At 39.8% G+C, this 14,175-nt stretch carries 17 protein-coding genes; 15 read left to right on the top strand and 2 right to left on the bottom strand.

Features of this window, described 5'->3' with window-relative positions; all coding sequences use genetic code 11:
* Both myaer_RS10135 and myaer_RS22665 read left to right on the top strand, forming a co-directional pair.
* Window positions 1–462, top strand: coding sequence for a hypothetical protein (locus myaer_RS10135; RefSeq protein WP_046661999.1), 462 nt, complete (start codon window positions 1–3; stop codon window positions 460–462).
* A gap of 153 nt (window positions 463–615) precedes the next feature.
* Entirely contained in the window at window positions 616–2,466 is a 1,851-nt protein-coding gene (locus myaer_RS22665) for an RHS repeat-associated core domain-containing protein (protein ID WP_235614838.1), read from the top strand.
* 510 nt (window positions 2,467–2,976) lie between these two features.
* Here the strand turns inward: myaer_RS22665 and myaer_RS10125 are convergent.
* Window positions 2,977–3,528: an REP-associated tyrosine transposase gene (locus myaer_RS10125; protein ID WP_046661998.1), complete on the bottom strand. Its 552-nt coding sequence runs from the start codon at window positions 3,526–3,528 to the stop codon at window positions 2,977–2,979.
* A gap of 252 nt (window positions 3,529–3,780) precedes the next feature.
* Between myaer_RS10125 and myaer_RS10120 the strand changes: the two genes are divergently transcribed.
* From myaer_RS10120 to myaer_RS10095, 6 genes are all read left to right on the top strand, one after another.
* Window positions 3,781–3,999, top strand: coding sequence for a type II toxin-antitoxin system HicB family antitoxin (locus tag myaer_RS10120; RefSeq protein ID WP_046661997.1), 219 nt, complete (start codon window positions 3,781–3,783; stop codon window positions 3,997–3,999).
* Window positions 3,996–4,175 carry a type II toxin-antitoxin system HicA family toxin gene (locus myaer_RS10115; protein WP_002782277.1) on the top strand — a complete coding sequence of 60 codons (180 nt, stop codon included), beginning with the start codon at window positions 3,996–3,998 and terminating at the stop codon, window positions 4,173–4,175. Before myaer_RS10120 ends, myaer_RS10115 begins: the two co-directional genes overlap by 4 nt.
* A gap of 559 nt (window positions 4,176–4,734) precedes the next feature.
* Entirely contained in the window at window positions 4,735–4,929 is a 195-nt protein-coding gene (locus tag myaer_RS10110) for an NAD(P)H dehydrogenase subunit NdhS (protein ID WP_002759298.1), read from the top strand.
* Between the two features lie 2 nt (window positions 4,930–4,931).
* Entirely contained in the window at window positions 4,932–5,606 is a 675-nt protein-coding gene (locus tag myaer_RS10105) for an HAS-barrel domain-containing protein (protein WP_002759297.1), read from the top strand.
* Window positions 5,607–5,905: 299 nt separating this feature from the next.
* A complete protein-coding gene (locus myaer_RS10100; RefSeq protein ID WP_002782275.1) occupies window positions 5,906–6,121 on the top strand; it encodes a hypothetical protein in 216 nt (71 codons plus the stop codon).
* A complete protein-coding gene (locus myaer_RS10095) occupies window positions 6,118–6,399 on the top strand; it encodes a type II toxin-antitoxin system YafQ family toxin (protein ID WP_008207104.1) in 282 nt (93 codons plus the stop codon). The genes myaer_RS10100 and myaer_RS10095 overlap by 4 nt, the downstream gene beginning before the upstream one ends.
* A 58-nt stretch (window positions 6,400–6,457) precedes the next feature.
* Here myaer_RS10095 and myaer_RS10090 read toward each other — a convergent pair whose 3' ends face one another.
* Window positions 6,458–6,793: a hypothetical protein gene (locus myaer_RS10090; RefSeq protein WP_046661996.1), complete on the bottom strand. Its 336-nt coding sequence runs from the start codon at window positions 6,791–6,793 to the stop codon at window positions 6,458–6,460.
* A gap of 190 nt (window positions 6,794–6,983) precedes the next feature.
* Between myaer_RS10090 and myaer_RS10085 the strand changes: the two genes are divergently transcribed.
* The 7 genes from myaer_RS10085 to ovoA all read left to right on the top strand — a co-directional run bounded on the left by myaer_RS10085 (window position 6,984) and on the right by ovoA (window position 14,157).
* Window positions 6,984–7,280 (top strand): hypothetical protein, encoded by a 297-nt coding sequence (locus tag myaer_RS10085; protein ID WP_046661995.1) that lies wholly within the window; start codon window positions 6,984–6,986, stop codon window positions 7,278–7,280.
* A gap of 983 nt (window positions 7,281–8,263) precedes the next feature.
* A complete protein-coding gene (ltrA, locus tag myaer_RS10080; protein ID WP_046661994.1) occupies window positions 8,264–10,108 on the top strand; it encodes a group II intron reverse transcriptase/maturase in 1,845 nt (614 codons plus the stop codon).
* 102 nt (window positions 10,109–10,210) lie between these two features.
* Entirely contained in the window at window positions 10,211–10,435 is a 225-nt protein-coding gene (locus myaer_RS10075; RefSeq protein ID WP_046661993.1) for a Calvin cycle protein CP12, read from the top strand.
* A 175-nt stretch (window positions 10,436–10,610) separates the two neighbouring features.
* A complete protein-coding gene (locus tag myaer_RS10070; protein WP_002740183.1) occupies window positions 10,611–11,204 on the top strand; it encodes a DUF3177 family protein in 594 nt (197 codons plus the stop codon).
* A 32-nt stretch (window positions 11,205–11,236) separates the two neighbouring features.
* On the top strand, window positions 11,237–11,521 hold the full coding sequence (locus tag myaer_RS10065) for a hypothetical protein (RefSeq protein ID WP_046661992.1): 285 nt from the start codon (window positions 11,237–11,239) through the stop codon (window positions 11,519–11,521).
* Window positions 11,522–11,750: 229 nt separating this feature from the next.
* Window positions 11,751–12,761, top strand: a complete 1,011-nt coding sequence (gene egtD, locus myaer_RS10060; RefSeq protein ID WP_046661991.1) for an L-histidine N(alpha)-methyltransferase — start codon at window positions 11,751–11,753, stop codon at window positions 12,759–12,761.
* Window positions 12,762–12,801: 40 nt separating this feature from the next.
* The gene (ovoA, locus tag myaer_RS10055) at window positions 12,802–14,157 is read left to right on the top strand and encodes a 5-histidylcysteine sulfoxide synthase (protein WP_046661990.1); all 1,356 of its coding nucleotides are present in this window, start codon (window positions 12,802–12,804) and stop codon (window positions 14,155–14,157) included.
* Window positions 14,158–14,175: the final 18 nt, after the last annotated feature.

The raw sequence follows: 14,175 nt of genomic DNA, 5'->3' as shown, positions 1-14,175 counted from the left end.
ATGTCCGAAAAAAGCAATTGGAGTTTAAAAAACTTCGCAGAGGATTTCGTTGAACGTTTGACGCAAGATAGTCCAGATAACTTTGCTGGCAGAGATATTAATCAAGATAGTTCTGAAAGAACTACCAACATCGAAAATTTTACTCAAAAAGGAGATATTATCGAAGGCGATCAAAATAATACTATTATAGATACAAAAAGTTGTGAACCTGAAAGTATTTCTGTAAAAGAAGTGGATGCTCCATTTTGGGATAACGACACAAAAACTATTGATATAAAATGCAAAGAAGAGGATCAACCTGAAGCTTCTCCAGAACCTGAGCCTGAACCTGAAACAACACATGAACCTGAAGCAATGTTAGAGCCAGAATATGAGTTTAATGACACTCCTCTATTGGAACCTCAAGATTTAGAGGTTGAATCTTTACCTGAACCTGAATTTGAGTTTGAATGGGGAGGATGAGTAGTTTCTAATGCCCTCAATCAAATTACTAGCTATACTTATGATGCAGACGGGCGACAAATTGCCAAAACAGATGCGTTAGGGCGCATCACTGAGTATGATTATGACGAGCTTGATCGTCTTCTTACCACAACTTATGCTAATAATACGGTAATGACTACCACTTATGATCCTTTAGGACGAGTGATAGCAGAAACCGATTTAGCAGGAAATACCACTAATTATGAATATGACGCTTTAGGAAGACTAACGGCGGTAATTGATGCTTTAAATCAACGCACTGAGTATAAATATGACTTAGTGGGTAATTTAATCGAGCAAAAAGACGCAAATGGTAATATCACTAAGTTTGAATATGACAGTTTACCCCGTCTAAAAGCTACCATCTTACCTGGTGGACAACGTAACGAGACAATTCACGATAAAATCGGTAATTTAATCAAAGTAACTGACTTTAATGGAGCAGTCACCACCTATAAATATAATGAGCGTAACTGGTTAACCGAAAAATCTTTCTCTGATGGTACAGCTACGGAAACCTTTACCTATACCTTGACGGGGGAATTAGCTACCGTTATCGATAACCGAGGGATGACAAATTATGTTTATGATGAGCGTGACAGGTTAATTAGTCGTACCGAACCCGATAACCGTACTATTAGCTATACTTACGACAAGGCTAGTAATATTCTTACCTTAACCGTACCTTCAGGCACAACCACTTATACTTATGATGGGTTGAATCGCCTTGATACTGTTAAAGATGCCGATAATGGAGTAACAGACTACGATTATGATGCGGTGGGTAATTTGATTAAAACAGTCTTCCCCAATGGGGTGATTGAAAATCAACAATATGACTTATTAAATCGCTTAACCTACCTCGAAAACCGCAATGATACGAGCATTATTTCTAGTTATGCTTATACCCTAGATGCGATGGGTAATCGGGTGAAAGTGGTAGAAAATGATGGTCGCACTGTGGAGTACACCTATGACAATCTCTATCGTTTAACCCAAGAGAAAATTACTGACACTGTAGCAGGTAACAAAACGATTACTTATAGTTTTGATGCAGTAGGAAATCGTTTAGAAAAAGTCGATTCAGTGGCAGGTAAAACCACCTATAACTATGATAAAAACGACAGATTATTAAAAGAAATTCTTGGCGGAAATGTTACCCAATATCAATACGATGAGGAGGGTAATCTCCTTGCTAAGGTAGAAAATGGCGCAACTACCACTAATTATGAGTGGAATGCTAAGGGTGAATTAACCGCAGTAGAAGTCACGGAAAACGGCGAAACCGGACGCATTGAGTTTGAATATGATCACAATGGTATCCGAGTGGCGATTGATGTGGATGGTGAGGTGACTCGCTTCTTAATCGACAATAATCAACAGCAATACGCCCAAGTGATTGAGGAATATCAAACTAATGGTACAGTTAATACTACCTATACTCACGGTTGGGATTTAATCTCTCAAGAGGACGGTGCAAATCGGATTTACTATCAAGTGGATGGTTTAGGTAGCACTCGTTTGATGACGGGTAATAATGGTTCTGTCATTGTAGAATATGATTATGATGCTTATGGTAATTTAACCCGTAAAGTCGGGGATGCGGAGAATAATTATCTGTTTGCTGGTGAGCAGTTTGATGATGCGGTAGATGGTTATTATTTACGAGCAAGGTATTATGATCCTAATACAGGGCGTTTTGCTTCCGTTGATCCCTTTGAGGGTTTCAATAATCAACCGATAACCTTGCATGATTATTTATACGCTGGGGTTAATCCGGTAAATGCGATCGATCCTAGTGGGGAGGTGGCTTTAATAGAGTATGTTAAAATATTTACTTTGACAAGAGTAATTCCATTTTTATTACGTCCATCAAGTCCTTTTAGTCCATTGTATTTACCTTATTTCCCTGTAAGATTAGAAAAGCTTGGAGCAATTTTGAATGGACTAAATTTGCTTGAGTTTTTAAGTATGTTGTTTTAGATATTGTAGTGCGATCGCCGATCTTGTAGGGTGCGTTAGGCGGCGATAATTTCTGATAAAAAACTCAAATTAACAATCCGCCGTAACGCACCAACTTTGTCATTAAATTGGTGCGTTACGCTGTCGCTAACGCACCCTACGATTGATGTTTTTGTTTGCGGTGATTATCTCTGATAAAAACTCAAATTAACAATCCGCCGTAACGCACCAACTTTATTATTAAATTGGTGCGTTACGCTTTGGCTAACGCACCCTACGATTTATGTTTTTGTTTGCGGCGATAATTTTTGTTAAAAAACCTCAATTAACAATCCGCCGTAACGCACCAACTTTATTATTAAATTGGTGTGTTACGCTTTCGCTAACACACCCTACGATTTATGTTTTTGTTTGCGGCGATAATCTCTGATAAAAAACTAAATCAACAATCGGCTGTAACACATCAACTTCATTATTAAATTGGTGCGTTACGCTATCGAATGGCGCACCCTGCGAGAATTGATAATTAAATTATTCATCCCAAATTGCTGTTGGTATTTCTTTAATCCCATCGCTCCCCCAATTAGGCGGATAAATTCCCTGAGCGATAAACCGATGGATGCTCGAAAACTGCCAATCTTGCGGATTCGCACATAATCCATGTTTTACGGGATTATTATGAATATAATCACAATGCAGAGCAAAATCTCTTTCATCTCGAAGCAAATGTTCCCAATAGCGACGCTGCCAAAGATTGCTCTCTCTGCGCTTTATTCGTGACTGAGAAACTTCTCGATTAATACCTAATTGTTCTGCATAATGCTTGGTGACATACGTTTTAATCAATCGCAATCTCATAGAAAAATCCTTATCTTCTGGTGGCAAAGTTAACAAACAATGAAAATGATCTGGCAACAAAACAAAAGCATCAATTAAAAAAGGATGTTTTTCTCTTACCTTTTGAAGAGCTTCTCTGAGAGCCTTCCGTCCAATTTCACTACAGAGCCAGGGTTCACGTTGATAAGTAACTTGGGTGATAAAATAAGTACCACCAGAAACATTAGGTCTTCTATAATTAGGCATTATTCTATCTTTAATATATCTGGTGGGTGGTGCGTTACGACGGATTGCTAATCCTAAGTAAGAGCAGAGATTGTTGCCGTCTAACGCACCCTACATTTTACTACTTTCGTTGCTGACTATTGACTCATAGAGCAACTATCGCTAACACACCCTACGAATTAGTGCGATCGCCGATCTTGTAGGTTGGGTTGAGGAACGAAACCCAACATTATCTGTATTATCATAATTAATAAAACATCTAAGGGAATTTTCATGAAAGCAGAGTTTACCGCCATCATTGAGGCAGCAACAGAAGGAGGATATTGGGCGATTTGTCCTGAAGTGCCTGGTGCGAATGGTCAAGGAGAAACCATTGAAGAAGCCAAAGAAAGCTTAAAAAGTGCTATTCAACTAATTTTTGAAGATCGTTTGGCTGATATTCGTCGAGGACTACCGAAAGAGGCGATCGAGGAGACAATTTCCATTCCATGAAACGTCAAGAATTAGAAAAAAAGTTGCGGAAAGCTGGTTGTTATCTTAAGCGAGAGGGTGCATCTCATTCTCTTTGGATTAACCCTCAAACTGGGGTGATTGAAGCTGTACCACGACATACAGAAATCAAAGAATTTTTAGCACAAAAAATTCTCAGAAACCTGAATGCTCAATAGTGCGATGCCGAAGGCACTGCCTAGCAGTACACCGATCTTGTAGGGTGCGTGTTTGCGGTGATAATCTCTGATAAAAAACCAAAATTAACAATCCGCGCCCCGCGCACTAACTTTATTATTAAATTGGTGCGTTACGCTATCGAAAAGCGCATCCTAGTAGTTATTGCGATCTCCTGTGGCTGGGGTTGAGGGTTGAATAGAGCAAATTAAGTAGGTGGGTGGAATTAAATATAAAATGAACGTAGGTTGGGCTGAAGCATGAAACCCAACTCCCGCTCATGTTACGCTACCGCTAACCCATCCTACAAATAATTGTGCCTACCTACTTATAAATTATTAAAGCAAAATCGATGAGAACCATTCCCTTAACTTTAGAACAGCTTATTTAAGCAGTACAACAATTGTCGCCTGAGGAACGAATTGCGATCGCCTGATCGGGTAGAGAACAGGGACGTATTGCCTAAGAAGGATAACAGAAGGTAGGGGTAAGTCACGACTCCCTGATCACTAAATTTTGATAAGCTAAGAGACAGTTAATTATAATTTCGTCGTCAATCCTATGATTTTGCCAGGTAGTACCGTTCGAGTCACCAATCCCGATGATACCTATTATAAATTTGAAGGTTTAGCCCAGCGTTTAAGCGATGGGAAAGTGGCCGTTCTTTTTGAGGGGGGTAACTGGGATAAGTTAGTCACCTTTAATCTCTCGGAATTAGAAGAAGTAATTATTGCCCCGGCTAAAGGCAAAAAATAACCATGCGTCCACCCTTACCGCAATTGGCCACGGATAACCGCCATCCCGATCATATCGCCGAAGTTATCGAGACGACGACGACCGAGTTTTTAGCGCAATGTTTGGAACCAGAGGAGTTAAACTTTCCTTTTATGCCCGCTTTTGGTAGTTGGGTGAAAGCCTACGATGAAGAAACGGGTAATAAGATTTTTGGGATTGTCACCTTTGCCACCACTGCACCCATCGATTCGGTACATCGCGCTAGAGCTTTGGGGTTATCTTTGGCTGAATTGCGGGAACAACAGCCGCAGATTTTCGCTATGTTAAAAACGGAATTTCGGGCAACTATTGTCGGTTTTGAAACCTTACCCGGACAATTTAATGGCAATGGTGCTGGGCGAGGTTATATCTATCAATATATTCCTCCCCGTCCCCCACAAATTCATCAGGCGGTTTATCAATGTGAGTCGTTAGAAGTGGTTTATTTTAGTGAACAATTAGACTTTTTACGAATTTTATTACAGGTCAAAAATACTCCCGTGGAAGCTTTGGCAGCCGCTTCTATCCGTCAGATGTATCAATTGCGTCAAGCCGATCGACAATGGTTAGTGAATGTGGGCAGACAGTTAAGTGTTTTACTTAAGGATGATTATGATCGCTTGCGTTATATTCTCAGTCAAATTCATATTAGTCCTTAGATGATTCGGCTCTCTTGGCGCTCTTAGAATGGTGGAAATCCCTTACTCCCTCTCTTTGTGTCCTTTGTCTCTTTGTGGTTAAGAAAAAAATCAGCAACCCTTGGCCATTCTCGGAAATGTCGGGAATGTTTCTAGATAACATTCTCTACCCAGTGAATATAGGTCAAGTTTCTGTTTTTTTGTTCTCTGGGTTGACTAGACAAAAAATATCGATATAATGAATGTTTATGCGGTAACTCTCGCTATTTTTAGCCTTGATTGTAAATTCTAGATAGTTTAATCGATCGCCCCTTAAGAAAATGGCAATACAAACAACCTTTGCAGAGATTCTAGAAGCAGCCGAGCAACTTCCCCTTGAAGATCAAGAAAATCTCATTCATATTTTACAGAATCGTCTTCGAGATCAAAAAAGAACAGAGTTGTTTAGAGATGTTCAAGAAGCTCAACAAGAATTTGCACAAGGTCAATGTCAACCCCTGACACCTGAACAAATCATGGAGGAAATCCTTTCGTGAATTTTGTTTTATTACGCTCGAATATATTTATTAGAAATGCTCGAAAAATTGTGAAAAAACAGGCTTTTTTAGCTCAAAATATCCAAGAAACTTTAGCTTTATTATCCGTAGATCCATTTCAACCTCGATTAAGAACACACAAATTAAAAGGGGAGCTTAAAGACTCTTATGCTTGTAGTGTGGGCTATGATTTAAGAATTGTCTTTAAATTCGTTGAATATGAGCAGAAACAGGCAATTCTTTTGGAGTCAATTGGGACTCACGATGAAGTTTATTAGTGCGGATGATTATTACGCTCAGTTTGGAGAAACCGAACCAGAATCAAGATAAAAAACCCTAAGATGTTTCATTAACAGATATTTCAGCTTTTTTGAGGGCAATTTGCCATTCTAAGTCGGCTATTTCTCGATCGAGTTCGACAATTTCACTATTAACTTGCTTTAAATCGGCGATAATTTCCTGTTTACTGCGTTTTCTACCGTAGATAGCCAGTTCATCCTCTTGTAATTTCTCAAGGATAGAGTCTAGGGAAGCGGTTAAATCGGCCGAGGGACTATCCATAATACCTAGACGCATCAATACCTGTACCGCTTTGACAACGTCTTGCTGATAAGCTTCTCTAGAAGGGTAATCTTGGGTTTTTTTGAGATTTAAAGCGTCAATGATATTCATATTCCATCTTATGAAGGTTAAATGCGAAACTGTGATTATGTCACATTTACATACCTCAAGTTTCTAATAAATTCCCTAACAGGGATTGCAATATCTTTTATTCTAGAGTAGAAATGCTCGACCGAGAAAATATTGATAGAGTATTGATAGGAGACTGGGGAAAAATTCAACTTTAAGAGGATTGTCACTGATGACGGCAGTTACCGAGAATGATCTGAAAAGGTTAGAAGATTTAATCGTTAGCGGACAGAAAGCGATCGAATCCCGACTGACAAACCTAGAAAATGGACAGAAGGCGATCAAAAACAGTTTAGGAGAAATTAAAGGGGATATTAAGGCCTTAGATGCCAAAGTTACGCGACTAGAAAAGCGGGTTGACGATCTCAACGCACGAGTCAACATTACCACCATTGGATTCCTTAGCATTGTCGGCATTTTGGTGACAGGAATGCTGACTATTGCCAGCAAAACAGTCTTTTTCCCCTAGTCCCTAGAATAACTTATTCGATCTGCGCCACCCTGTCTAAGGGAGCATCGAGACCGCTAAGACGGCCTAAATAAGTCGATATATGCTTCTGCTCGCTGTCTATCCCGGGGAGAAATCCCTGTGGCGTTTCTCCAGTGCGAAATCTGGGCTAAAAATTGGCCTAGTCAGGAAATCTTGATCTTAAATTCCCCAACAATTGCGCTAGGATTGGCTCAATAGCACAGGAAAGGCGATCGAGTGGGATAACCGATCCTATGGTTTGAGAAGGTGACTGTATAATTGTTAGAGTGGTGCGAAACGTTTAGGCATGAAATAGGGCTGAAATGCCCGAAATAACCGCCTAATAAGGTCTTCAGTCCCCTGACTGAATCTAAGAGGTCAACCCAGACCAACCTTATAACTGTTTATATGTCCCGACGTTTAGTATCACCCGATACCAAACTAGGCAAGGGGACTCAAGGTCAAAACACTTTGTAACAATTATTTACAATTACTACAAAGGTGAGAGTAACGGCGATAGCCACCCCCAGATTCAGAAGTCACAACTCTGGGACTGAAGCGGGGAACGGAAGGCTCCGAGGTGTAACCTAACACCAGAAACGAGACCACTGCCAACCATCCAAGATTAGGCGTGAGCCGAATGTCTGACCTGAACCATCGTAACGATTAAGTAGTGAAATAGGTTGATACACTACGTTCAAAAGAACAAGGGGAAAAGTAAGAAACTCGCTTAGTCACTTACACAGACCTTTAAAAGTACCCCGATGGAAAGGACAAATCTAAAGATGGAATGCCCATATAAACGGAACGTGATAACCCCTTTTAGGCTCTGAGTATCGGTCGAAATACCCAGTAGTGACAAGTGTAAGCGCAAGCCTTTAAGGGTGTGAGATGTAACCAAAAGCCAACGCTTGACGGTAATAGTCAAGATATGCTAACAGGTTACGGTTTGATTGTAAGGATAGAGTCTAGTAGAAGTCTATATGACGAAATCGAGAGAAGGTAAAGGATTCGGAAAACCGAAAACCACTAAGACTACGAATGTATGGAAAGCTATCAATTGGGCGAAAGTCCAAAGATACGTTTTTAAGCTTCAAAAGAGGATATACCAAGCGGCTAAATCGGGACAGGATGCAAAGGTTAGAAGGTTGCAACGTCTATTGGTGAAATCGTACTACGCTCGTCTATTAGCAGTTCGCAAAGTAACCCAAGACAACCAAGGAAAGAAAACAGCAGGAGTCGATGGAGTGATAGCAGTATCCCCAGAACAAAGGCTAAATCTAACCGAAGAAATCAAGGGAACACTTAAAGCAAAACCATTAAGAAGGGTATGGATTCCTAAACCCGGTAAGGATGAAAAACGTCCATTAGGAATACCAACCATCAAAGACAGAGCTAGACAAGCATTGATTAAATCGGCACTTGAGCCAGAATGGGAATCAAAAATGGAAGGAACCAGTTATGGTTTCCGACCGGGAAGGTCTGCCCATGACGCAATATCAAAGATATACATCACCATTAATCAAGGTAGCTACTTTGTATTAGATGCTGATATTGCCAAGTGTTTTGACCGAATTAATCACAACTGTTTACTGTCCAAAATTCATTATCCAAGCTCCCTGAAAAGAGACATAAAACAATGGCTCAAAGCAGGAGTATTGGATAAAGGCGTATTTGAAGAAACAGAAACCGGGACACCACAAGGAGGGGTAATAAGTCCACTACTAGCCAACATCGCACTGGATGGAATGGCGAGACTAATTGAAACGTTATTTCCCAAAAAGAAAGCTACTAATCAAGCTGTTCTCATAAGATATGCCGATGACTTTGTAGTGATTTCCCCCTCACTCGAAATCATTGAACAGTGCAAGATTGCCATTTCTGAATGGTTAAAACCAATTGGATTAGAACTCAAACCAGAAAAAACCAGAGTGTGTCATACACTTAACCCCATTGAGTACAATGGGAAAACAGAAGAACCCGGTTTTGATTTTCTAGGATTCAATATCAGGCAATATCCAGTAGGAAAATACAAATCTGGGAAAATAGGAGGGGGAAGACGATTAATTGGTCACAAAACCCACATTAAACCCAGCCAAAAAGCAATTAAAGCCCACACAGAAGCGATTAAAGGTGTAATCAAAAAACACAAGACAGCACCTCAATCAGCCCTGATTAGTCAATTAAACCCAATCATTAGAGGTTGGGCTAACTACTACTCAGGAGCAGTATCTATGGATACCTTCAGTAAACTAGACCACACAATCTGGTTAATGTTAAGGGCATGGACAGTCTCAAGATGCGGTAAAGCGAACTACGAAAAGCTGAGAAACTACTTTAGACCGGGTACAGTTAAACTCAGCAATGAGAAAGAAAGACAAGAATCTTGGTTATTTAAGACCAAAGATGGTCTTCATTTATGGCAACATAATTGGACACCAATCGTCAGACATACCCTAGTACGCCCCGACGCTTCACCTTACGACGGAAATTGGACTTACTGGGCGACCAGACGAGGACAAGCAATCGACACACCGACAAGAGTAGCTAAACTACTTAAGAAGCAACAAGGCAAGTGTAGCCGATGTGGACAGTATTTCACCCCATCGGATTTAATTGAAGTTGACCACATTCACCCTCTCAGCTTAGGCGGAAAGAATGAATATAAAAACCTTCAATTACTACACCGCCACTGTCACGATGATAAATCGGCATCTGATGGAAGCCTGAAATCACCTGATTTGACATCTAAGGAAGTCAAACTAGATAATACAAGGCAAACCAAAAGAAGTCAAGCTGTATCCTTAACAAGGGAACAGTCAAACTAGGAGCCGTGTGAGGTGAAAATCTCACGCACGGTTCTGAATGGGAGGGGAGGTCGGTGACGACCTTCTCGACCCCTAATTCAATAGATCAATTCCAGAGGAATCATGAGCAATATCCAAGATAAAATTCAAGAAGAGCTAGAAAACGCCAGAACCGTCTGTAGTACGGAAGGTGCCACCTCTGGCGAATGCGCCGCCGCTTGGGATGCGGTGGAAGAATTACAAGCAGAAGCAGCTCACCAACGTCAGGACCACCCCCAAAAAACCTACTTCCAAAAGTATTGTGATGATAATCCCGATGCCGCCGAGTGTCGCGTTTATGACGATTAATGGAGTCGGGCAGCGGTTTTTTCTCTCCTCACAGTAGAATCCTAGCTTTAGGGCGATCTCAGCTATAAAGAGATCGCCCCTCGTTTTTTTGTTTGTTGGTCAAGCTGTGGCCGATTTTGGCTCCTGCGTCCGAAGACAGTAAAATGGTGACAGTGTAATTATGTCTAAATAGTTTATGAATCAACTTTGGTTTCGTCCTCTCGTTTGGATAGATTATCGTTTAGCCGTCCTATTTACGGTGATTATTCCGGCAATTTTGTTAATTTGGTCTTTATTTGCAAAAATCGAATCATTACAAAAATTGTTGATTATCTATTGGCGAGTGGCTAGTCTTTTGTTAATTACCGTATATTTAATGATTGCTTCCTGGCCAATTGGTTTTGTCACCAGTTTTTTAGCTAAGATTTTAATCCCGATTTCTCTATGGTTTTGGGTAGATATTAACGATGAAATTAAAGATTTACCCGCCAGTCCGATTAAATTTGTCACCACTGCTTGGCGTTGGGCAGTAACTATCTATTCTCCTTTGGGTGCAATTTCTACCTTACCTTTTCTCTCCTGTGCTATGTCAGGGGAATTGCTAAATTCTCCCTATTGTCAGGTTTGGCAGGAAGCACCCTGGCAGTTTCGCGAGATTTTTCATTCAGAAGCTACTGCTAATGTTTTGGGCTTTTTTGGTTTAGTTGGTCTCTCTTTTTATACTCTCTATTTTGCCCATTTTCTTCTTATTCGCCTCGGCAAACAGGGACGTTCAGCTTTACAACAATAAGTTTTTAGCTATCGATAATTAGCCATTTTTCTATGAATATTGGTCAACAACTCGAACAATACACCCTCAAAAATCCCCACGAGGTTTTATTGGTGACTATTGCTGTGGATGGGGAGGAAGAAGAAATCTCTATTTTTAAGGGTTTTTCTAGTTCCCTTACCCGCAGCACCCCCTACGATCCCGATATTCCGCTCATTCCTGAAACGGCGACAATTATTAGGATAGATCGTCTTGCTAGTCCCTATCATCCCCTTAATCCTCGCTATATTCAAGAAAATCTTACTTTAGAGGAAATGCAGTCTTTACTGATTAATTAAACCAGTAATTTTACTTGAATAGCATCAGCTTACTGGCGATCAATTTAACGGCTTTTATTTACCATCCACAAACCTTGTCTATCTAGACAAGAGGTAAATTTTGCGGGGTTTTAGTGGTAAAATTACCAAAGAACGATAATCTCTGCCAGTATTCAAGCTGTCAAAGTGGATTTCATCCTCGGTATCGATCAAGAACAATCAAAAAACTGGAGAATAATCTGGAGAATCTATGCAACTTAAACAATCTAACCAAGAACTGTTACAAATTGAGTATTTAGCCACCGATGCTACGCGACAAAATATAGTTAAAGATGATGGCAAAGATGTGATTGAAGGATTAACTAAAACCCCCAAAAGTTTACCATCTAAATATTTTTATGATCGGCAAGGTTCCCAACTTTTTGAAGCAATCTGTCAATTGCCAGAATACTATCCCACTAGGACAGAAGCGGCTATTCTCCAAGAATATGCTCAAGAAATTGTCGCCTATACAGGCTCCTGCGAATTGATCGAATTAGGCAGTGGTAGTTCCACTAAAACTCGTCTGTTATTGGATGCTTATTATCAGCAACAAAAATCCTCTAAATATGTACCTATCGATGTTAGTGAAACTATTCTCAAAGCTAGTGCCATAGAATTACAAAAAGAATATCCTAATTTACCCATTCAGGGGTTAATTGGAACCTATGAACAGGCCTTAGCCTATTGTCAAAACCCTTCTGATAATACCAGAATGATTTTTTTCTTGGGAAGTTCTATCGGTAATTTTTCTGCGGCTGAATGTGATAAATTTTTAGAAAAAATTGCCACTGTCCTAAAAGCTGGAGATTATTTTTTATTAGGGATTGATCTCCAAAAACCAGTGGCAATTTTAGAAGCAGCTTATAATGATGCTCAAGGGGTGACAGCCGCTTTTAATTTAAATATGCTTTCCCATTTAAATTGGCGTTTTCAAGCTGATTTTAACCTTGATTTATTTAGTCATCAAGCTATCTATAATCAAGATAAATCTCAAATTGAAATGTATTTAATTTGTCAAAAAACTCATCCTGTTCATCTTAAAAAACTCGATTTAACGGTTAATTTTCAAGCGTCGGAAAGTATTTTAACAGAAATCTCGCGTAAATTCAACCTAGAAACTATGCAAAAAGACCTAAAATCAAAGGGATTAAACCCGCTCAAGGTTTTCACCGATCCTGAAAATTTATTTGGGTTAATTCTCTGTCAGTTATCCCTGTAAATAATGAGAAAATTATCATCAGTAATAGAGGCATAAAAACATGGAAAAGATTCAAGCACAGGCTCCTATCTCTCTAAGTAACTGTAGTCGAGAAAATATACTGGACTATTTTGAAAATGCTTGGCAATTAGAAGATATGCTGTTAAAAAGCATCATCAAAGAAGAAGCTTTTTACTGTAACCCTGACGATTTAAGAAATCCCCTCATTTTTTATTTAGGTCATGCGGCCGCTTTTTATCTGAATAAATTGCAGCTGGTTAACCTATTAAAAAAAAGCCCTAATCCTGACTATGAATTATTGTTTGGAGTGGGAGTAGATCCAGCAACTCCTGAAGAATTAAACTCTGCTACCGCCCATATTCAGTGGCCTGGGGTGGCTAAAGTTTGGGAATATCGACAACAAGTCTATGAAATTGTGGTCGAAATAATTAAAAATGTACCCCTTAATCTTCCTATTCATCCTCGGCATTCTCTCTGGTCATTAATGATGGGAATCGAGCATCAGCGTGTTCACTTTGAAACATCTTCAATGTTACTCAGACAACTGCCTTTAGACTGTCTGCAACGTCCTCAAGGTTGGCATTATGCCCCTTCTTTTGGTCAAGCTTATCCTAATCAAATGGTGGAGGTTTCTGGGGGAATAGTAGAAATTGGTAAACCCCAAGATTCTCCTATTTATGGTTGGGATAACGAGTATGGTTATCGGCAAGTTCAAGTTAACAATTTTCTGGTGAGTAAATATATGATTACCAACGGAGAATTTAAAGAATTTGTCCATAATGGTGGCTACGAAAATCCCAGTTATTGGGATGAGGAAGCTTGGCAATGGAAAAATCATTATCGAGTCAAATATCCTAAATTTTGGCTGGTAGATAAGGGGGGAAATTATCAACATCGAGCCATGTTTGATGTTCTCGATTTACCTCTTGATTGGCCGGTAGAAGTTAACTATTATGAAGCGATCGCTTACTGTCGTTTTCAAGGTCAAGGAATACGTTTAATGACGGAAGCTGAGTGGAATTTAGCCACCTATGGCAGTCAAAAAAATCGATGTTATACCCTAGAAAACGATAAATTTGATGATTATAACCTCAATTTAAAATTCTGTTCTCCCACTCCCGTAGGAATGTTAAAAAATTCTGGTAATAACTCAGAAATTTATGATTTACGCGGTAACGTCTGGGAATGGCTAGAAGATGATTTTAATCCCTTAACTGACTTTCAACCCCATTACCTCTATGCTGACAATTCCACTCCGTTCTTTAATAGTCAACATAAAATGATGTTAGGAGGAGCTTGGGTGACTAACGGCACAGAAATCCTACCCTACTATCGCAATTGGTTTCGCCGGAATTTTTATCAACACGCTGGTTTTAGAATCGCACAAAGTCTTTAGGTGGGGTGTAGGGTGTAG

This window comes from Microcystis aeruginosa NIES-2549 (assembly GCF_000981785.2).
Classification (GTDB): domain Bacteria; phylum Cyanobacteriota; class Cyanobacteriia; order Cyanobacteriales; family Microcystaceae; genus Microcystis; species Microcystis aeruginosa_C.
This window is presented reverse-complemented; position numbering and strand designations above follow the sequence as displayed.